The following is a 19,693-nucleotide window of genomic DNA, read 5'->3' as shown; positions in this document are numbered from 1 at the left end:
AGATATAGGAGCAAGAAAAGCATACATAATAATATTTCATTATTACATGAAAAAAGCGTGAACTCACTTTTTTTATTCATATCTGAAGGTATCGCCAAACACCCGAATCGTCAAATAAAAGAAAGTAAAGCCCACGCCGTAAGCGTGAGCACCAGACTTTACTCCTTTGACGATTCTGTTAAATTGGCGATTTTTCAGACATCAAAAAGTTAAAGCTAATGCTTTATTCATATTTTCTAAACTAATGCAAATATAATGCTTCTGCACTTATTTACAAAATATAAGTTCAAGGTTTAACGACATCATTATCCAATTATAAAGGAGTAGAAGCTCCGCAACATAACTCTTACGACCTATAAACACAAAATAATTCTCCTTTTTTCGTATATTTGATAATTCGTAAACGACCGGAAGTATTTTATTACGTATCATATTATAAACAAGGATAAATAATGATGAATCAGGAAGAAATACAGAAGTTGGTAGACCGGAGTCGACGGGGCGATAAAGAAGCATTTGGTCGTTTGGTTTCCGAGTTCCAGTCATTGGTATTCCGGCTTTCCTTCCGATTACTTTGCGATGAGGATGAAGCTAGAGACATAACGCAGGAAACATTTATCAAAGTCTGGCTATCACTGAAATCATATGATAGAGAAAAGCGCTTTTCTACCTGGCTATATAAAATCACCTGTAATGCTTGCTACGACCGTTTACGTTCATTAAACCATTCACCATTGGACAAAGAATCTTCATTTTCTGATTCAGCAAATATTCCTTCTAACGACAATATTGAAATATCACTCGCCAACAGACAGTTGAAAGAATTGATATTGCGCTATACCGACGAACTGCCCGCACAACAGAAAGTAGTCTTTATGCTTCGGGATGTCGAAGAGCTGGAAGTGGCGGAAGTTCAGAGTATCACAGGATTATCCCCAGAAAAGATAAAGAGTACCTTGTATCTGGCACGGAAGAATATACGTAATAAAATGAACCAATTAGACCCCGACTTATGAAACAAGAAGATAAACAGTATGAAGAATGGCTGTCCGAACTCAAAAACAAACAGCCAATATTGAAAAACCCGGAAGAGTTGACGACAGCTATTCTGAATAGTATCTCTCCATCCCCGTCCCGTTCAAAACCCGGAAGGAGAAAGTTTCTGATTGGCGCCTGGCTGTCAGGACTTGCTGCCGCAGTGTTACTCCTACTATTTATAAACGACACCTATCTTTCTCCCATACCTCAACAAAACGAATATGAAGACTGGCAAAATAGTACTTCATTCTCATTGCCGGAGAATTGGAAAGAGATGGGACTTCAGGAGAAAAACAATTATCTGTCTTCTCAATTCACGCGACATCGGCAACTCCGGCAGACGCGTATTATCCAGTTAATCAAAGAAAACCGATCTAAATAAATTAAGATATGAAAACTAATCATTTATTCATAGCAGCATTGTTGCTACTCGGCACAGCCTCTTGTGGCACCAATTACCGAATGACTTCGCAGATAGGAAGCGACGGAAGCATATACAGGGAAGTCTATGCGCGAGGTGATTCCGCTTTCATCGCAGGAGATAAGACTCACAATCCATATATGTTTCAGATAGATGCAGACTGGCAAGTAGTAAAGCTAGACTCTGCCATCAAATTCAACTTTTGGGGGGAGAAAGAAAACCTGAACGTAAAAGTTTGCAGAAAACTACCGATTGTAGATGGAGAATACTTTTCCGTCACAAAAGGAAAAGAATATATGTATCCCTTAGCCATACCCACAGAACGAGTGAAGAAAAGCTTCAGGTGGTTTTATACCTATTATACATACACCGCCACCTACAAAGAACTTATGGATAAAGGGCCTGTACCCCTCAGCAATTACATGAACAAAGAAGAGCAAATCATTTGGTTTTGCGGAGACAACAGTGCTTACAACGGACTAAGTGGAATGGAATTGAAAGACAAACTGGACGGAATCGAAAGCAAATTTGGAGAATGGTATAGCCGTAGCCAGTACGAAATCAACTGGGAAGTAATTCGTGATTTCATTTTGGCGCAGGGCGACACAACCAATATACACCGTTTGGACGAATCAAAAGAAGCAGTTTATAAAAACCACTTCTCCACCCAAGACACTTGGGGAGATGCCCAAATAGATGTTCTCTGCAATATTTTTGATATAATCAACCAAACAAAATACTATTCGGAACTTTATCTAAAGAATAAAGAAGCCATGAATAATATGGCCGAGGAAAAAATCAAAATTGCCGAAGTGCTCTATAACTCCATACAATTTGAGTTATCAATGCCCGGCAAACTACTTTCTTCCAACGCAAGAACACTAAATAACAATTCAGCCATTTGGAAAATAGACGGCTTCCGGCTCCTGGCAGACAATTACACCCTCAACGCAGAATCACGGGTTATCAATTATTGGGCATTCGGAGTTACATTATTAATTATTCTGTTGATTTTAGGAGCCTTTGTAAAATTGTACAGGCGTACCCGATAGACATATGCATAAAAAAAGCATCCAGAAAATACCTGAATGCTTTTTTTGAGCCTCTTGTCGGATTCGAACCAACGACACTTATCTGGTGCTGCATCTCAAGAATTCACCTCCTCACAAACTCTCATTTCCATGCCTTTATACACTACCACAATCTTGTGTAGTTGCGTAGTGCCAATAGCATTCTTCACCCTGTCAGTGTCAGCATAGCGGTTGGCCTGGGCAATGCCTTCCACCCGCAATTCCTCCACACGACTTTCGGGATCTTTGTATCTGGCATACTTCAGCTCGATGATGTAGCTATGACTCATGTCAGGGTAAATCTCCAGCATGGGAGACAGGAAAATGTCAACATATCCGGCTTGCGTGTCTGCTTCGGAGATGGGACGGTAGAAACGGTTTTGCGCCGTCATGGCAAGAGTGAAGCCATGTACGAAGTATTCTCCTTTCTGCTTGTCGCGCTGAGCGGCATAGCGTCTTAGACAATCGGAGATGTAGTTGAAGTAAGATTGCCATGCACCACGATATGCTAAGGCGGAAGATAACTCATCTTTTTCATGGTTGCTGAAACTAAGGTCGGCTTCATTGTAAGTGTTCAGCAGATAAGTATAGAGTTGTTCGCGCACCACTTGATTGGGGATGATGAGTTTAGTCTTGCCTTCGAATGTTCCGCTCACGGTGAGCATACCGAAATAATAGAGCAGGCTCACAAAATTGTCGGAATCTACAATATTGGCCGCTGGAAAACCGTCTTTCAACTCGCCGGTGATGTATCCCTGGCTCACTAAGGTCTGGATAATGGAGGCATCGTGTGCAAACTCTTTATCCTTGCGGATAAGCATACGCAGTTTTTCGTAATCGATGCGAATGTTGCTTTCTATCATATTTCGCGGTGCTCTTCCATCATTATCAATATAGTTCTTGACGAAATAAAGCACCATATTGGAGTTGTATAAGGTCGGCTGATTGTAGCACTCCTGTGCAAAGCAATAGTTGTCGTACCACGGTTTCATAAGTTCTATCAACTCATCTACAGTGTGATGGAATGGAGCTTTTGTAGAATAATAAGTCAACATTTCGCGGACTTCGTCCTCGGTAAAACCCATCATTGCGTTGAATTTCGGTGCGAGGGAGTAATTGGTGCCGATATTGAATCCGCTGGTAAGGTCATCCATCGTGACGGGACTCACTCCGGTGATGAAGCAGCGCTTGATGCTGGAATAGGTTCCGGCTTTCACTCTATTGAAGAAGGCGCGCAGGTAGCCTTCCTTGTGAGTCTCTTCCGTATATCGGTGTATGCTTTCGGCATCCGAGAGGATGGCGTTGGTGAAGTGGTCATATTCGTCAATAAAGAGATAGATTTGCTGTCCGGCACGTTCACACTGATGGTATAGATAATCCAACTGCTCTACAGCTCCTGCTTTTTCATTCAATACCTCCTTAATGCCTTGAGGCAGATATTCTGCGTAAATATCACAGAAATAATCGAAACTGATATTGCAATGTGCGTCCAACCCTTGACGGTAGTTGTGCAGTTCTCCACTAATTCCTGAGAAATTGAGATACAGCACCAGATAGCTGTTGCGGTCTCGTGTGGGATGCTTTCCGATATAGAGGTCTCCAAACAGAGCATCGAACTTGTCACGTGTACGCACATCATAATAGTGTTGCAACATGTTCAGCGTAAGGCTCTTGCCGAATCGGCGCGGACGGATGAAAAAGAAGAATCTGTCCGATTGTTCTATTATAGGGATAAACGAGGTTTTATCCACGTAGTAATAATTATCGAGACGAATATCTGCAAAATTCATCATGCCGTATGGCAGCAACTTCCTTTCTGATGATACATATTCCATAATCCGGTGTATTTATGAGTTCACTTTTTATCAGCGCAAACAAAGATACGCTCTTTCCGCTACTTTCACAAACAAATGGTTTTAAAAAAGCAGATACTCGTGGCCTGCGCTTAGATACATCTTGAAATAGACAAGGGAGAACCTATTCTCATGAAAACTGCCACTACTTATTTTTACGATTACTAAATTACCGGGCATTCGGGATTACCCCATCAATCATCCTGCTGATTCCTGGAATTTTCATTTCATCAAGTAAATCATTCCATTCATCAGATAAATTTGAGTACGGCAAAATACAAAAGTAATTTTGTGGCTGAAAATCAATCAAAAATTTCAAATGATGAGTACTATTAAAATTTACTTCTTAACTATGCTGTTTATTCAGACCATCAGCATATCCGCACAATCAGTAATATCGGGTAGAATTACAGATGGAGAGAGCCTGCCAATGGTTGGAGCGACAATACTGCTGCTAAATCATACAGATTCCGCTTATATCGCAGGCACTACCTCAGACTTGGACGGGCGGTTTGAAGTCATAAATATCAAACCGGGCCATTACATTCTTTCCTTGTCAACGATCGGCTATAAAAAAATAAAGATGCCGCTACAAACTGAGCTAAACGTCAATATCGAGTTAGGGGACATTCTTTTTGAGAAAGACACTTATATGTTGTCCACCATCAATGTGACCGGCAAGCGCCCTCCGGTGAAAGTCGCCCCCGGGAAAATGACAATTAACTTGTCATCCGCCTTATTGAATACAGACAGTAATATACTGGATGCATTGAGAAAACTGCCGGGAGTCATCATTCAAAATGACGGAACGATTATCTTAAATGGCAAATCAGGCGCGAATGTGTTGATTGACGACAAAGTGACTTACCTGTCGGGAGAAAATCTGATAAACTATCTGCGCTCCATCCCCAGCCATTCCGTTGAAAATATAGAACTGATTTCTCAACCATCATCCAGATACGACGCGTCAAGCAGTTCGGGCATTATTAACATTCGGAAAAAGAGAGTGAAGGAACAAGGCATAAATCTTGCCGTATCTTCCGGTCTGGAGAAAGGGAAGTGCATCAGAGGAAACGAAACGTTATCCTTGAACTTTCACCACAACAAACTGAACATTTACGCAGACTACTCTTACTATTTCGGAAAAGACTGTATAGAAATGTCAATCTCTGGTCATTACCTGGATCCGATAACCTCCAAACCGCTTGAACTACGAAAAGATATCGAAGGCGATATAAACAGGCAGTACAAAGGACATTATATAAAAGTCGGGGCGGATTATGACTTATCCGACAGACTAACTATCGGGACATACCTCTCGTCAAGCTGGCTTGATAGAAATAAGAAAGAAGTCAACGTATCCGATTTTTATAACAATAACAACATTCAAAGCGACTCTACCCTGACAGCATTAAACGCACCGGTCAATAGCTACACCAACATCATAGGTGGAGCCAACATCATATACAAATTTGCAGAAAAAGGAAAATGGGACGCTTCTTTTGATTACCAGCTTTTCAAGCAGGAAGATGACTTGCTGCTTAATTCAGCTTTCCAGACTCATATCAAGCCATTGATAGAAGACACATTGTCCGGCAAGACAAATGGTGATATTAAAATATACAGCGGGCAGACCAATTTAAGTTATGCCATATCCGAGAAGTTCGGAATAACCGCCGGACTTAAATCAGTCTTTGTAAATATAGGCAGTAATGCTTTATACAGAAACCTGATTGCAGGAAACTGGCAAAAGGACAACAACCTCAGCAGTCATTTCAATTATAAAGAAAACATTCACGCAGGATATTTTCAATTAAACTCCAAATGGTCTTCCCGATTTTCCACAGAGATAGGCTTGCGGCTTGAAAACACATACACAAAAAACAATTACAACTCAACCACCCAGGACACCACTTTCACAAAAAGATACACGTACCTTTTTCCTACTTTAATGGCGCAGTATCAACTTTCAGAGAATCATGACGTATCTGTGATGTACGGTCGCCGCATTGTCCGCCCCAATTACAGAAACATGAATCCTTTTGTTGAGGTCAAAGACCAGTTTCTATATGAGCAAGGGAATACCGAACTGAAACCTGAATTGATAGACAATATAGAAGTCTCATGGCTGTTCAAGAAACGATATTCATTCAATGCATTTTACTCTCACAGGAAAAATCCTATCTCTTTTAGTTTTCTGGTCGAAGACAATAACCGTGTCCTGATTATGCCGCTAAATTTATCAAGCAACCATTCATTGGGATTGAGAGTAGGATTAAACAATCTAAAACCTTTCAAATGGTGGACAGCTCACATCAACGGTTCGTTGACCTACAAACAATTCGATTGGCGGACACCCGGAAAGACATCCAGAAATGAAGTTACAACTCCCGTATTGCACATCAGTAACCAGTTTGAATTACCGCACGGATGGGGTGGCGAAGCTCTCGGATTTTATAGCGGAGAGATGGTTGAAGGACAAATCAGAATAAAATCCTTATGGACAATATCACTCGGAATTCGCAAAAATCTGCTTAATGACAAATTTAGTTTGTATATTTACGCACACGACATCTTTCATTCCAACCGCCCCCGCGTAAGTATGGAGAATAATTACCTGTACTACACATCTCGGGAAAAGAATGACAGCAGAATGATAGGCATATCATTCAGTTATCGGTTTAATCGTGGCAAAGAGATAAGAAAATCTCAAAATGACAATAGAATAGAAGAAAGTAAACGAATAGGTTTGTAGTAGTAAAGATAAAAATAAGAACAGATGAACTTAAAGAACGAATGGATTAATACCTTATTTATAATACTGTCACTTTCCTTGTGCATATTTATTATTATAGATATTGCCTATAACGAACGAATATGGGAGTTAAATACGTTTGCTATAAAAGTACGTTTACAGTCCTTGGGCATAACTATTGCTTATTTCTACCTCTTAAACTCTATTTTCAAGCGGGTAGCCCGTTCCTTTATTGACAAAAGCAAAGACGAAAAGAGGGCAAACTGGAAAGAATACGCGTCTGTCTTTCTGATAAACTTTGTCCTCTTGAATATCATGCATGTATTTATCATGTCTTGCATAACCATGGCAGAGTCTTTCAAATGGGGAGAATCGGCGTTGGTTAATGTGACAGGAGCTCTTCTGGCATTTCTATACTACACAATGATACGCAATCGGATTCTATTCAAAAGTTTTATAGAACAAAGTCTTCAATTGGAGAAAATAAAAGTCAACCAGTTAGAAACCGAACTGAAATTCCTGAAATCCCAATACCATCCGCACTTTCTATTCAATGCCTTAAACACCATCTATTTTCAGGTAGATGAGAAAAACAAGGAAGCGAAACAAAGTATCGAGCAGCTATCCGACCTGTTGCGATACCAGCTCTATAATATAGAAAAAGAGGTGACGATGGAGCAGGAAATAAACTACCTGCGGTCATACATTGCTTTCCAACAGTTACGGATGAGCGAAAGGCTCGTTTTGGATTTGTACTTCGACCCGGAGCTGAAAGAGCAAAAAATACATCCTTTATTACTTCAACCTTTGATTGAGAATGCCTTCAAATATGTAAGGGGCGAGTACAGGATAAAGCTGGAAATAAAGTTAGTCGGTAGCCAAATCCAGTCGGAGATAAAAAACTCAATATCCCAGTCTCCATATGCTATCAACCAAAAAGACAAAGGGATAGGCATTGAGAATTTAAAACGCCGGCTCGACCTTTTGTACCCCAACAAGCACAGCTTGGTCTTTGAACAAACAGAGAATACGTTTACTACCAGATTAACCATAAATACAGACTGATATGAAAATAAAATGTATCATTACAGACGATGAACCTATGGCAAGAAAAGGTCTGCGGGGGTATATCGAAAAAATAGATTTCCTCACTTTGGTCGGGGAGTGCGAAGATGCCATCCAACTGAACACAATGTTAAAGACACAGCCAGTCGACCTTATATTCCTTGATATTGAAATGCCTGAAATGACAGGGCTTGAACTGTTGTCGAATTTAACGGATCCGCCTAAAGTTATCATTGTATCAGCCTATGAGCAATATGCCCTCAAAGGTTATGAGTTTGATGTAGTAGATTATCTTCTGAAACCCGTGTCTTTCGAACGTTTCATAAAATCAGCCAACAGAATCCATGCTCTGCTGCAAACGGAACAGAAAGAAGATAATGACTATATATTCGTGAAGAGTGACAAAGTGCTAAAAAAGATTCTGTTCAAAGACATTCTCTTTATTGAAAGCATGGAAAACTATGTAGTCATTCAGACCACCTCTTGCAAGGAAGTAGTATATACTACCTTGAAACAACTCCATGAATCATTGCCGCATGATATTTTTCTGCAGACCCACCGCTCCTATATTGCGAATATCGAAAAGGTCACTGCCATTGACGGCAACCAATTAGCTATCCCGCCCTACAAGATACCGGTAGCCCGAAATTTCAGGGATAATACCTTCAACTTGATACTGAATAACCGATTAATAAGCAAAAAATAGAATCCCTGCACCAAATATCTGAATCATACATATCTTTTGTATTCACTTTATAAGTTTCCGAAATATACAAATATAAAAAAAGCATCCAGAAAATACCTGAATGCTTTTTTTTGAGCCTCTTGTCGGATTCGAACCAACGACCCCGAGATTACAAATCACGTGCTCTGGCCAACTGAGCTAAAGAGGCGGGTGGGTAAGCTAACTATATCGCGCCGCTACAACCAACTACCTTTGCTGCGATCAAGCCCTGGAGGATTCGAAGGGAGCTGGCCGTATAGGACTTACCCGTTTTGCGGTTGCAAAGGTAGGCATTTTTATGAATCCTGCAATAGATATGGATAACTTTTTTCACACAAAAGAAGTAACAGGCTACATTTCAAGCAATTAAAAATACAGAAAAATTCTCAGCCGGCAACTTTTATTGCTTTATTAACTTTAACAACCATATTCCCCCTACCAACCGATATTATTCGTACCTTTGTGCGCAATTTATAAAAGAAGATGACAGAAAACAGAAGCTATTTACAGAAATATGCCATGCACTTTGGCACGTATATGGGAGCCTATTGGATATTGAAATTCATATTATTCCCACTAGGGTTTCATATCCCTTTCTTTTCATTCTTATTTATAATCCTGACATTGGCCGTACCGTTCATCGGTTATCACTATACAAAGATGTATCGGGATAAAATATGCGGAGGAAGCATCCAGTTTTCACATGCTGTCCTCTTTACCATATTTATGTATATGTTTGCCTCCTTACTGGTAGCTGTAGCCCACTACATCTATTTCCAGTTTATCGACCATGGCTTTATCATCAATTCTTATACACAGCTATGGGACGAATTGATGACCAACACTCCCGCCCTGGTAGAAAGCAAAGAGATTATAAAAGAAACGATAGATAGTGTCCGTTCACTCAATTCCATCAACATTACCATGCAACTACTGTCATGGGATGTATTTTGGGGCAGTCTCCTGGCCATCCCTACTGCATTGATGGTGATGAAAAGAGCTAAACCTGAGAACGACGAGCCTGCTCAATCGTAATTTGTAATTCGTAATTTAGTAATAGAAAGATGGATATATCAGTTGTAGTCCCATTATTCAATGAAGAAGAGTCACTACCCGAACTCTACGCTTGGATAGAACGGGTAATGCAAGCCAACGGATTCTCATTTGAAGTGATTTTCGTTAATGACGGAAGCACCGACCACTCATGGGAAGTGATAGAAAAGCTCAAGACGCAATCAGAACACGTAAAAGGTATCAAATTCCGCCGCAACTACGGCAAATCTCCCGCACTCTACTGCGGATTCGCCGAAGCGCAAGGTGACGTAGTCGTCACGATGGACGCGGATTTACAAGACAGCCCGGACGAAATACCGGAACTCTACCGGATGATAACCCAAGACGGCTACGACCTCGTGTCCGGCTGGAAGCAAAAAAGATATGATCCATTATCGAAAACACTGCCAACCAAATTATTCAACGCCACCGCACGCAAAGTTTCAGGTGTTAAAAACCTGCACGACTTTAACTGTGGACTGAAAGCATATCGCAAAGATGTAGTAAAACACATCGAAGTGTACGGTGAGATGCACCGATACATCCCATACCTGGCAAAGAATGCCGGATTCAAGAAAATCGGCGAAAAGATAGTTCATCACCAGGCACGCAAGTACGGTACTACCAAATTCGGACTCAACCGCTTTGTCAACGGATACCTGGATCTACTCTCCCTTTGGTTCCTTTCCAAATTCGGAATTAAGCCGATGCATTTCTTCGGACTGCTGGGTTCATTGATGTTTCTCGTCGGAATGATTTCTGTCATCATTGTAGGTGCCAGCAAATTATATGCTATGTACAACGGTCTGCCCTACCGATTGGTGACCGACTCTCCCTATTTTTATTTGTCACTCACGGCAATGATTATAGGTACGCAATTATTCCTAGCCGGATTCCTTGGCGAACTAATCTCGCGCAACGCACCTGAACGGAATAACTATCAGATAGAAAAGAAAATTTGATTCACATTCAATAATTGACTATGAAGAATTTAGTTCGTATCTTTCTCCTATTGATAATCGTCGGTGCTGCCGTCAGCATCCATAGTTCATGCTCGGACGAGAACGATTGTTCGTTGGCGGGACGTCCGATGATGTATTGCACATTCAAGGTTCTCGACCCGGATGATAAGACCAGAGTGCTAAATGATACGCTTGACTCGTTGACAATTAAAGCATTGGGGACAGACTCAATCATTCTCAATAACGAGAAAAAAGTGCATAAGATAATGCTGCCATTACGCTACACAAGCGATTCTACCGTATTTATTTTCCAATATGACCCGGTAGGTAACCCCAATGATGTAGACACCCTGTATATCGTACAGCAGAACACTCCTTATTTCCAGTCAATGGAATGTGGATATATGATGAAACAAAATATCATCAGTACCAAGTTCGGAAACAGAGCCAATAGTTCGGAGAAAATAGACTCTATCTATTTTAGAAATAAAGAAGCCAATACTAATGAAATTGAGAATCTACAGATATACTTTAAATATCATGAACGTAACCCGGTTACGACTGACTAGCCTGCTTCTGCTCTTTTGCATTGTGCTCCCGTTGTTGGCACAACAGCAACGCCCGACCCATACACCCAAAAGAGATCAGAAAAAGAATAAGGTTGCCGAAGTAGATACCATTCCTTTTTACAATGGTACATACATCGGTGTGGACTTATACGGCCCGGGAAGCAAACTTCTTGGTGGCGACTTCATGAGTTCCGAAATCAGCGTGGCAGTCAACCTCAAAAACAAATTCATCCCTACCATAGAATTCGGTATGGGTGGAACAGACACCTGGAGCGAAACGGGTATCCACTATAAAAGCAAAGCTGCTCCATTCTTCCGAATCGGTGTGGACTACAACACCATGGCAAAGAAGAAAGAGAAGAACAGTTACCTGTATGCAGGTATCCGTTACGGATTCAGTTCCTTCAAATATGACGTATCCACCATGCCGGCGGGTGACCCTATCTGGGGAGACGTAATAGGCAACCCCAGTCTGGAAGATGATTACTGGGGCGGTAGTGTACCTTTCAGCCATTTGGGAATGAAAGGTTCGGTGCAGTGGTTGGAAATCGTTTTAGGTGTCAAAGTGCGTATTTACAAGAACTTCAACATGGGTTGGTCGGTACGCATGAAGTACAAGACAAGTGCCTCTACTGGAGAATATGGCGACCCTTGGTATGTGCCCGGCTACGGAAAATTTAAATCGAACAATATGGGAATTACTTATTCCCTCATTTATAAATTGCCGCTTTAGAATATAATGACAGGACTAGAGATTTGGCTGCTTGCAATAGGTTTGGCGATGGATTGTTTCGCCGTTTCAATTGCAAGTGGTATTATTTTGAAACGTACCCAATGGAAGCCTATGCTGGTCATGGCTTTTGCCTTCGGACTCTTTCAGGCCATCATGCCTTTTATCGGATGGATGTTTGCCAAAAGTTTCAGCCATCTTATAGAAAGCGTAGACCACTGGATTGCCTTCGCGATTCTTGCTTTCCTCGGCGGCCGAATGATTTGGGAGTCTTTCAAGGAAGAAGAATGTTGCCAGTTATTTAATCCGGCAAGTCTGAAAGTGGTATTCACTATGGCAGTGGCAACAAGTATCGACGCATTGGCTGTCGGCATTTCGTTTGCCTTTTTAGGAGTTCAGGATTATAGCGAAATACTCTCCCCCATCCTTATCATAGGCCTTGTTTCATTTGTCATGTCAATGATCGGACTTATCTTCGGTATTCAATGTGGCTGTGGACTTGCCCGAAAATTGAAAGCGGAACTATGGGGTGGTATCATCCTGGTCATTATCGGAACAAAAATATTAATCGAACATCTGTTTTTCCAATAAAAAGAGTTTTCTCATCAAACAAAAGAGCGTATGAAAACAAAGAAGAGTTTCCTTTGGCTGGCTTTCCTTATTTTAGCAAGCATTTGGATAATAGCCAGACACAAACCGCAAGCAAACTATTACAATATCAAGGGACTTGTATTTGGTACTGTATACAGCATTACCTATCAATATGACGGCGACTTAAAACCCGAAATCGAAGCGGAGTTGCAACGTTTCGACTTGTCACTATCCCCTTTCAATGACAGTTCTGTTATTAGCCGGGTAAACCGCAACGAGGAAATAGTGACAGACACTTTTTTCCAAAAGTGTTTCAACCGTTCCATGACAATTTCCCGCGAAACGAAAGGAGCTTTTGACATAACGGTAGCCCCTCTTGCCAATGCCTGGGGATTCGGTTTTAAAAAGGGGGCTTTCCCTGATTCCCTGATGATAGACAGCTTGCTGCAAATCACGGGATACACCAAAGTGAAACTGGAGAATGGAAAAATCATCAAGCAAGACCCACGTATCATGCTGAGTTGCAGCGCCGTAGCCAAAGGATATTCGGTAGACGTAGTAGCACGACTGCTCGACCGCAAAGGAGTGGAAAACTACATGGTAGATATAGGCGGAGAAGTGGTAGTGAAAGGCATCAATCGGAAAAACGACCGATGGCGCATCGGAATCAACAAGCCGATTGACGACTCCCTCTCTGTGAAACAAGATATACAAACGGTACTTGAAGTTACTGATCTTGGCATGGCTACTTCCGGCAACTATCGTAACTTTTACTATAAAGACGGAAAGAAATATGCGCATACCATTGACCCGAGAACCGGTTACCCGGTACAGCACAATATCTTATCAGCCACAGTGATAGCGGAAGACTGTATGACTGCCGACGCTCTGGCCACCGCCTTCATGGTGATGGGACTGGAAAAAGCGGAAACTTTCTGCAAAGCGAATCCTAAAATTGACGCGTACTTTATTTATAGCGGCGAAAACGGTGAGTTCAAGACTTACTATACGGAAGGAATGAAAAAGTACATAGCGGAATAAAGTCCGTCTCTTCTCTTTCATTCTCTTCACATGAGGACAAGCCTCAAGTTATCAGCGATTTCGTGTGATTACTTAAAGATTAATGCCTCTTTCACATCCTTCACGACCGGCGTCATCGCAGAAATGCCTGCTTATCGTGAAGGATGCTCCGCATCTCTCGACACCCCATAATAACCGGGAGCAGGCACATACATCGGTTGATTGCGCAAGCCGATATTCACCAGCTTTCCTTCTCCACGCAGACGGACTAAATGCGTTTTTGCCGTAGTACGAGCCAAGCCGCATATCTCTTGAAAGTCACGACGGGTCATCATCTGATGTCCGGCAAAATATTCTTTCAACAGCATGTCAATCTCCACTTCCGAAACCTTCTCTGAATGGCGGACGTACTTGGACTGACTGGCACGAACGCCAACAAAATGTCCTTTCAGATTACTGTCAGGACGGAAGCGGACTGTCTTAAAAGTCACTTTATTGGTTTTGTGCGGAGTGCTGCGGGTCACTTTTCCCGTAGCCGCCAAAGTGGGATAAAAATAACCGATTCCCTCAATATGCACTTCCTTCCCCTCACTCAACGACTCACCGAGAATCTTCGACAGGTTATCAAGCACATTCTTTACATCACCCACAGTCAACGAACTGTAATCGTGAATCCTGTAACAAAGTGTTTCCGTATCCACCTTACCATTCATAAAGATACGCGGATGCAACGCTGCCTCTTCTTCTTCCGAAGATGCATTAGGATTTTCATACCAATCAAATACAATAGACATTACTTCTTATCAATTAAAATGTGTAACTTCATCATAGGACGACTGTAATCGGCTACTCAGACAACTCGAATCGGCTATTCAGTCAACTATAGTCAGCCGACCAGACAACTCTAGTCGGCTTTTCTTAAACAAGCACTAAAGATACGACAAAGTAACGACATATCAGCATAAGAAAGCATGTTTCTTATTTCAGAAGAAAATAAACATTTTCTTAGTTAAATACTTGCAAACCCCATATTTCATGTTATACCTTAGCAGCATCAACCGGTCGAAAAAACAACATTTATTCATTTAAAAAAGAAGAAAAATATGAAGACATTAGAATATAACTCAAAACGTTTGGCGAGAAGAATAAGAGCATTGATGAAAGAATCGTCAAAGGTCGCTGTCCCTCCGAACGTTCCAGAAGACGAACCGCAAATGCAGGAAGCGTACGGGCTAGAAGAAAATAAGCAGGAAGTACAAAAACAACCCGTCCTTCTCACGCAACAAGTGATTGACTTTTTGAAAGTACGATATGATTTCCGTTATAACCTGCTGACCGAAGAAACTGAATTCCGGCCATCCGGTCAACGGGATGTCTCTTTTTGTCGTATAGACAGGCGAGAACTGAACTCTTTCTGCCTGGAAGCTCACAAAGAGGGTATCAACTGTTGGGATAAAGACCTTCAAAGATATATCTACTCTACCCAAGTGGAAAGCTACCACCCCTTCCGGCTCTACATGAACGAACTACCGACATGGGACGGAACGGATCGGTTAAAGCCTTTAGCAAAACGGGTATCCGACACTCCGTTATGGATAAAAAGTTTCCATACTTGGATGCTCGGACTCGCCGCCCAATGGCTGGGAGTGAATCAAGCACAAGCCAACAGCGTAGCCCCGATACTTATCAGCGAAGAGCAAGGACGCCATAAGTCCACTTTCTGCCGTATGCTGATGCCGCCACAACTAGCCCGCTATTATTCTGACAATCTGAAACTGACCGCACAAGGTAATCCCGAACGTCTCCTTGCTGAGATGGGTTTACTAAATATGGATGAATTTGACAAATACGGAGCGCAAAAGATGCCGTTACTGAAAAATCTAATGCAAATGTCCAGCCTCAACATCTGCAAAGCCTATCAGAAAAATTTCCGGCCACTTCCCCGTATCGCCTCTTTCATCGGAACCAGCAACCGCACCGACCTGCTCCGCGACCCGACCGGTAGCCGCCGGTTCATCTGTATTGAAGCGGAACATGATATCGACTGTACTGGAATAGAACATTCACAAATCTATGCCCAACTGAAAGAGGAACTGCTTGCAGGCGCCCGCCACTGGTTCAGCAAAGAGGAAGAACATGCCTTGCAACGACATAACAGCGCATATTATCATGTCAACCCCATAGAAGATATTGTGCGCAGCACATACGCGCCTGCCGCGTTGGATGAACTGGATTGCCTGTCACTCTCCGCCGCTATTATCCATCAGGAATTGAAAAAGAGGTTTCCGGCTGTGCTTCGTAGCTGCACTCCTATCCAATTGGCGCAAATTCTGACCGCAGCAGGTATCAGCCGACAGCATACAAGGTTGGGGAATGTGTATTTGGTGAAGAGGGTGAAGGGTAGTGAAGAGTGAGAACAATGCAATTCATTCACAGTTACTTCCTGTCAATGAACGGATAAACTTTAGGTGAAGAGAGTGGAGAACGGTTTATAGAAAATAGAATACACTGTTCAAGAACAAAAGAGTTTAAGAGTCACTTCGGCAGTATGTGCAAAATTTGCACACACTGCCGAATATAGGAAAAGTTAAAACATTCTGTTTTATTTCATAAACACAAAATACACCGCCGCAATCAGACAGACAAATGCCGCCAAATGATTCCAATGCAACGCTTCCCCTTTGAAAAACACCGTTGTAAATACCATAAAGACGGCAAGAGTTATCACTTCCTGAATCACCTTCAACTGCATCAATGAAAAAGGGCCACCGTTACCGATAAATCCGATACGGTTCGCGGGTATTTGACATGAATATTCAAAAAAAGCAATTGCCCAGCTAAAAGCAATCACACCTATCAACGGAAGAGCGGCAAACCAGCTATATTCCTGTTTCATTTTCAGATGTCCGTACCAGGCAAATGTCATAAAGACATTAGACACGATGAGCAGCAAAATAGTATATATTCCTTTCATAACAATCTATTCAAATTTATCTATTTAATCTATTTTATCCGGTAATAATTCTTCCTGTACATTCGTCATGCTTCCCCAAAGGCTGTAACGGGCTTCCGGGTTCATCGCTTCCAGTTGCCGCAAAATACCTTTCATATCGCTTCGGCTGGATTGCGATTCGTAAGGACAATTCTTCACTTGCTTCCGATAGCCATGCAAAGCCGCCAATTCTATCAAATCCGATTCGTGAACCATGCACATCGGACGGATGATCGTCATATCAAACTTCTTCATCACCAACCGGGGCGGCATAGTACTGAATGCCCCCTGATAAGTGATATTCATCAGCAGAGTTTCCAGAATATCATCCATATGATGCCCCAAAGCAATTTTATTGCACCCTTGTTCCTTGGCAACCGTAAACAAGGCTTTCCGGCGATTCCACGAACAAAGGAAACAGGGAGATTTGCGTGTATCCGTAGAGGGGTCGAACGAGGTTTCGTACTGGAGAAAAGGCACTCCATACGCTTCGCAATGCGTTTTCAGATACTCATTATCACTTTGATAAGGAATATTCTTCATCACCACATGGACGGCAACGACAGAAAAACGAGGTTTGTAGATACGTGCGCGTTTGCCCAACAGTTCTACAAGCGCCAACGAATCTTTCCCGCCCGACAATCCGATGAGAATTTTATCCCCTTCTTCTATCAGCCCATATTGCACCACTCCTTTGTTGAACCGCCTATCAATGCGGCGAATGGTTTTCTCTTCTTCTGTAAATTGTGCCATATCTTCAAAAATCGGCTGCAAAAGTAAGCGAAAAGAATGATTTAAAGAAGAATTAACATAATAGAATCTCTGAAAAAGGGTTTATTTCTAATAAATTTGTACTTTTGAACAATTGAAAAATTGACAGATGCCCGGAAGTAACAGTACTTTCAAACAATCCGTCACTCATAAACGATAAATAACGATGAAAGGGAAATATATTCTATTTTTATTTTGCAGCCTCTTCCTTGGTGAAGTTTCTGCACAAACACTCGAACAGGCACGCACCTTATTTACAAAAGGTGATTACGAAAAAGCCAAGCCTGTATTCAGAAAGTATGCAAAATCCCAACCTTCCAACGGAAATTATAATTATTGGTACGGCGTATGTTGCCTGAAAACCGGAGAAGCCGAGGAAGCGGTAAAACCGCTCGAAATGGCAGTGAAGAAACGCGTAGCCAGCGGTCAGCTCTACTTGGGGCAGGCTTATAATGAAACTTATCGCTTTGAAGAAGCGGTAGAATGTTTTGAAGAATATATCGCCGACTTGAAGAAGCGCAAAAGACCGACAGAAGAAGCCGAAGGGTTGTTGGAAAAGAGCAAAGCAGACCTTCGTATGCTGAAAGGTGTGGAAGATGTTTGCATTATCGACAGCTTCGTTGTGGATAAAGCTACTTTTCTGAATGCTTATAAAATCAGCGAAGAATCGGGCAAGCTGTTCACGTTCAACGAATTCTTCCAGACAGAAGGTGCGCATGAAGGAACTGTCTACGAAACCGAAATCGGAAATAAAATCTATTACAGCGAGAAGGGAGAAAGAGGCAATCTGGACATATTCTCAAAGAATAAGCTGCTGAACGAATGGAGTAACGGACGTCCGCTCCCCGGCAGCATCAACGCTTCCGGTAATGCCAATTATCCGTATGTAATGTCGGACGGCATTACTATTTATTATGCAAGTGACGGTGAAGGATTGGGAGGATATGATATTTTCGTCACCCGCTACAACACGAACAGCGACACTTATCTCGTACCGGAAAATGTGGGAATGCCGTTCAATTCTCCATACAATGATTATATGTATGTCATCGACGAATATAATAACCTGGGCTGGTTTGCTTCCGACCGCTTTCAACCGGAAGGAAAAGTTTGCATCTACGTATTCATCCCGAATCATTCAAAGCAGACTTATAATTACGAAGCAATGGAACAGAAACAGATTATCCGTCTGGCGCAAATCCATTCACTAAAAGAGACTTGGAAGGATAAGCAGGCAGTCAGCGAAGCATTGCAACGCCTGGAAGCTGCTATCAGCCACAAGCCGAAAGAACGCCGTGTCGTTGATTTTGAATTTGTCATTGATGATAACACAACGTATTATCTGATGAATGACTTCAAGTCCGCCAAGGCCAAACAGCTTTTCCAACGCTATCAACAGATGGAAAAAGACTATCAGCAACAGGAGGAAAAGCTGAAGAGTCTGCGTCAGCAATATTCCACTAGCAACAAGCAGGGAAAGGACAGAATGGCTCCCGCCATCCTCGACCTTGAGAAACGAGTGTTGCAAATGTCAGGCGAACTGGACGCACTTGAAGTCAATGTACGTAACGCAGAAAAAACTAAATAAATTAATAACACTGAACTATGGATATACTCATTATCTCCGTTCTCATTATTGCCGCAGTCATACTGTTTCTTGTAGAACTGTTTGTCATCCCGGGCATCAGCCTGGCCGGAATTTCGGCATTGGTTTGCATCCTTTATGCCAACTACTATGCATTTGCCAATATAGGAATGGCAGGAGGGTTTGTCACTTTGGGTATATCAGCTGTTGCCTGTATAGGGTCGCTAGTCTGGTTTATGCGATCGAAAATGCTGGATAAGCTGGCATTGAAAAAAGACATTGACTCGAAGGTAGACCGCAGCGCAGAACAAAGTGTGAAAGTCGGTGACACAGGTATCAGCACTACCCGTCTCGCACAAATCGGCTATGCAGAGATTAACAACAAAATAGTTGAAGTAAAATCAATGGATGGTTTCCTGGACGAAAAGACTCCGGTCATCGTCGCCCGCATCAGTGACGGAACAATCATGGTTGAGAAACATAAAAAATAATAT

General features: G+C 42.0%; 19 protein-coding genes and 1 tRNA gene. 15 read left to right on the top strand and 5 right to left on the bottom strand.

The annotated features are described in order from the left end of the window. The first annotated feature begins 452 nt into the window (after positions 1-452). From BacF7301_RS13110 to BacF7301_RS13100, 3 genes are read left to right on the top strand one after another with little or no spacing between them, the layout of a single operon-like run. Entirely contained in the window at positions 453-1,016 is a 564-nt protein-coding gene (locus BacF7301_RS13110; protein WP_167963450.1) for an RNA polymerase sigma factor, read from the top strand. Further along, positions 1,013-1,420, top strand: coding sequence for a hypothetical protein (locus BacF7301_RS13105; RefSeq protein WP_167963448.1), 408 nt, complete (start codon positions 1,013-1,015; stop codon positions 1,418-1,420). Before BacF7301_RS13110 ends, BacF7301_RS13105 begins: the two co-directional genes overlap by 4 nt. A gap of 8 nt (positions 1,421-1,428) precedes the next feature. Then, positions 1,429-2,511, top strand: a complete 1,083-nt coding sequence (locus BacF7301_RS13100) for a hypothetical protein (protein WP_167963446.1) — start codon at positions 1,429-1,431, stop codon at positions 2,509-2,511. Between the two features lie 95 nt (positions 2,512-2,606). On the opposite strand, the gene BacF7301_RS13095 is transcribed toward BacF7301_RS13100, so the two are convergent. Continuing rightward, a complete protein-coding gene (locus BacF7301_RS13095; RefSeq protein ID WP_167963444.1) occupies positions 2,607-4,364 on the bottom strand; it encodes an AAA family ATPase in 1,758 nt (585 codons plus the stop codon). Between the two features lie 340 nt (positions 4,365-4,704). Here BacF7301_RS13095 and BacF7301_RS13090 point away from each other — a divergent pair, with 340 nt between their 5' ends. Genes BacF7301_RS13090 through BacF7301_RS13080 form a run of 3 tightly spaced genes read left to right on the top strand, consistent with a single transcriptional unit; the run spans position 4,705 to position 8,908 of the window. After that, entirely contained in the window at positions 4,705-7,137 is a 2,433-nt protein-coding gene (locus BacF7301_RS13090; RefSeq protein ID WP_245208231.1) for an outer membrane beta-barrel family protein, read from the top strand. Positions 7,138-7,161: 24 nt separating this feature from the next. Further along, entirely contained in the window at positions 7,162-8,202 is a 1,041-nt protein-coding gene (locus tag BacF7301_RS13085) for a sensor histidine kinase (protein WP_167963440.1), read from the top strand. 1 nt (position 8,203) lies between these two features. After that, positions 8,204-8,908, top strand: a complete 705-nt coding sequence (locus BacF7301_RS13080; protein ID WP_167963438.1) for a LytR/AlgR family response regulator transcription factor — start codon at positions 8,204-8,206, stop codon at positions 8,906-8,908. A 113-nt stretch (positions 8,909-9,021) separates the two neighbouring features. Here the strand turns inward: BacF7301_RS13080 and BacF7301_RS13075 are convergent. Further along, a tRNA-Thr gene (locus tag BacF7301_RS13075) sits at positions 9,022-9,095 on the bottom strand. Between the two features lie 314 nt (positions 9,096-9,409). On the opposite strand from BacF7301_RS13075, the gene BacF7301_RS13070 reads away from it, so the two are divergent. Genes BacF7301_RS13070 through BacF7301_RS13045 form a run of 6 tightly spaced genes read left to right on the top strand, consistent with a single transcriptional unit; the run spans position 9,410 to position 13,872 of the window. Next, complete coding sequence (locus tag BacF7301_RS13070; RefSeq protein ID WP_167963436.1) at positions 9,410-9,961, top strand: DUF4199 domain-containing protein; 552 nt, start codon at positions 9,410-9,412, stop codon at positions 9,959-9,961. A 29-nt stretch (positions 9,962-9,990) separates the two neighbouring features. Next, the gene (locus BacF7301_RS13065; RefSeq protein ID WP_167963434.1) at positions 9,991-10,941 is read left to right on the top strand and encodes a glycosyltransferase family 2 protein; all 951 of its coding nucleotides are present in this window, start codon (positions 9,991-9,993) and stop codon (positions 10,939-10,941) included. A gap of 20 nt (positions 10,942-10,961) precedes the next feature. Beyond that, complete coding sequence (locus BacF7301_RS13060) at positions 10,962-11,510, top strand: DUF6452 family protein (RefSeq protein WP_167963432.1); 549 nt, start codon at positions 10,962-10,964, stop codon at positions 11,508-11,510. Further along, the gene (locus tag BacF7301_RS13055) at positions 11,446-12,243 is read left to right on the top strand and encodes a DUF6048 family protein (RefSeq protein ID WP_209319446.1); all 798 of its coding nucleotides are present in this window, start codon (positions 11,446-11,448) and stop codon (positions 12,241-12,243) included. The genes BacF7301_RS13060 and BacF7301_RS13055 overlap by 65 nt, the downstream gene beginning before the upstream one ends. 6 nt (positions 12,244-12,249) lie before the next feature. Continuing rightward, positions 12,250-12,831, top strand: coding sequence for a manganese efflux pump MntP (locus tag BacF7301_RS13050; RefSeq protein ID WP_167963431.1), 582 nt, complete (start codon positions 12,250-12,252; stop codon positions 12,829-12,831). Between the two features lie 30 nt (positions 12,832-12,861). Beyond that, complete coding sequence (locus BacF7301_RS13045; protein WP_167963429.1) at positions 12,862-13,872, top strand: FAD:protein FMN transferase; 1,011 nt, start codon at positions 12,862-12,864, stop codon at positions 13,870-13,872. Positions 13,873-14,003: 131 nt separating this feature from the next. On the opposite strand, the gene BacF7301_RS13040 is transcribed toward BacF7301_RS13045, so the two are convergent. Next, entirely contained in the window at positions 14,004-14,645 is a 642-nt protein-coding gene (locus tag BacF7301_RS13040; protein WP_167963427.1) for an HU family DNA-binding protein, read from the bottom strand. A 309-nt stretch (positions 14,646-14,954) separates the two neighbouring features. Here BacF7301_RS13040 and BacF7301_RS13035 point away from each other — a divergent pair, with 309 nt between their 5' ends. Then, positions 14,955-16,265 (top strand): VapE domain-containing protein, encoded by a 1,311-nt coding sequence (locus BacF7301_RS13035; RefSeq protein ID WP_167963425.1) that lies wholly within the window; start codon positions 14,955-14,957, stop codon positions 16,263-16,265. 188 nt (positions 16,266-16,453) lie between these two features. Here the strand turns inward: BacF7301_RS13035 and BacF7301_RS13030 are convergent, their stop codons facing one another. Together BacF7301_RS13030 and BacF7301_RS13025 are read right to left on the bottom strand one after the other, a co-directional pair. Beyond that, positions 16,454-16,825 (bottom strand): DMT family protein, encoded by a 372-nt coding sequence (locus BacF7301_RS13030; RefSeq protein ID WP_167963423.1) that lies wholly within the window; start codon positions 16,823-16,825, stop codon positions 16,454-16,456. A 24-nt stretch (positions 16,826-16,849) separates the two neighbouring features. Continuing rightward, complete coding sequence (locus tag BacF7301_RS13025) at positions 16,850-17,596, bottom strand: PP-loop family protein (RefSeq protein ID WP_167963422.1); 747 nt, start codon at positions 17,594-17,596, stop codon at positions 16,850-16,852. Positions 17,597-17,780: 184 nt separating this feature from the next. On the opposite strand from BacF7301_RS13025, the gene BacF7301_RS13020 reads away from it, so the two are divergent. Beyond that, positions 17,781-19,202 (top strand): tetratricopeptide repeat protein, encoded by a 1,422-nt coding sequence (locus tag BacF7301_RS13020; protein WP_167963420.1) that lies wholly within the window; start codon positions 17,781-17,783, stop codon positions 19,200-19,202. A gap of 17 nt (positions 19,203-19,219) precedes the next feature. Next, positions 19,220-19,690, top strand: a complete 471-nt coding sequence (locus BacF7301_RS13015; protein WP_167963419.1) for an NfeD family protein — start codon at positions 19,220-19,222, stop codon at positions 19,688-19,690. Positions 19,691-19,693: the final 3 nt, after the last annotated feature.

It is taken from the genome of Bacteroides faecium (assembly GCF_012113595.1).
Taxonomy (GTDB): Bacteria; Bacteroidota; Bacteroidia; order Bacteroidales; family Bacteroidaceae; genus Bacteroides; species Bacteroides faecium.
This window is presented reverse-complemented; position numbering and strand designations above follow the sequence as displayed.

Coding starts and splice junctions, on each gene's coding strand:
- BacF7301_RS13030 (WP_167963423.1), bottom strand. CDS start 16,825: ATGAAAGGAATATATACTATTTTGCTGCTCATCGTGTCTAATGTCTTT.
- BacF7301_RS13070 (WP_167963436.1), top strand. CDS start 9,410: ATGACAGAAAACAGAAGCTATTTACAGAAATATGCCATGCACTTTGGC.
- BacF7301_RS13085 (WP_167963440.1), top strand. CDS start 7,162: ATGAACTTAAAGAACGAATGGATTAATACCTTATTTATAATACTGTCA.
- BacF7301_RS13035 (WP_167963425.1), top strand. CDS start 14,955: ATGAAGACATTAGAATATAACTCAAAACGTTTGGCGAGAAGAATAAGA.
- BacF7301_RS13090 (WP_245208231.1), top strand. CDS start 4,705: ATGAGTACTATTAAAATTTACTTCTTAACTATGCTGTTTATTCAGACC.
- BacF7301_RS13065 (WP_167963434.1), top strand. CDS start 9,991: ATGGATATATCAGTTGTAGTCCCATTATTCAATGAAGAAGAGTCACTA.
- BacF7301_RS13045 (WP_167963429.1), top strand. CDS start 12,862: ATGAAAACAAAGAAGAGTTTCCTTTGGCTGGCTTTCCTTATTTTAGCA.
- BacF7301_RS13015 (WP_167963419.1), top strand. CDS start 19,220: ATGGATATACTCATTATCTCCGTTCTCATTATTGCCGCAGTCATACTG.
- BacF7301_RS13105 (WP_167963448.1), top strand. CDS start 1,013: ATGAAACAAGAAGATAAACAGTATGAAGAATGGCTGTCCGAACTCAAA.
- BacF7301_RS13055 (WP_209319446.1), top strand. CDS start 11,446: ATGAAATTGAGAATCTACAGATATACTTTAAATATCATGAACGTAACC.
- BacF7301_RS13050 (WP_167963431.1), top strand. CDS start 12,250: ATGACAGGACTAGAGATTTGGCTGCTTGCAATAGGTTTGGCGATGGAT.
- BacF7301_RS13020 (WP_167963420.1), top strand. CDS start 17,781: ATGAAAGGGAAATATATTCTATTTTTATTTTGCAGCCTCTTCCTTGGT.
- BacF7301_RS13040 (WP_167963427.1), bottom strand. CDS start 14,645: ATGTCTATTGTATTTGATTGGTATGAAAATCCTAATGCATCTTCGGAA.
- BacF7301_RS13080 (WP_167963438.1), top strand. CDS start 8,204: ATGAAAATAAAATGTATCATTACAGACGATGAACCTATGGCAAGAAAA.
- BacF7301_RS13060 (WP_167963432.1), top strand. CDS start 10,962: ATGAAGAATTTAGTTCGTATCTTTCTCCTATTGATAATCGTCGGTGCT.
- BacF7301_RS13025 (WP_167963422.1), bottom strand. CDS start 17,596: ATGGCACAATTTACAGAAGAAGAGAAAACCATTCGCCGCATTGATAGG.
- BacF7301_RS13110 (WP_167963450.1), top strand. CDS start 453: ATGATGAATCAGGAAGAAATACAGAAGTTGGTAGACCGGAGTCGACGG.
- BacF7301_RS13100 (WP_167963446.1), top strand. CDS start 1,429: ATGAAAACTAATCATTTATTCATAGCAGCATTGTTGCTACTCGGCACA.
- BacF7301_RS13095 (WP_167963444.1), bottom strand. CDS start 4,364: ATGGAATATGTATCATCAGAAAGGAAGTTGCTGCCATACGGCATGATG.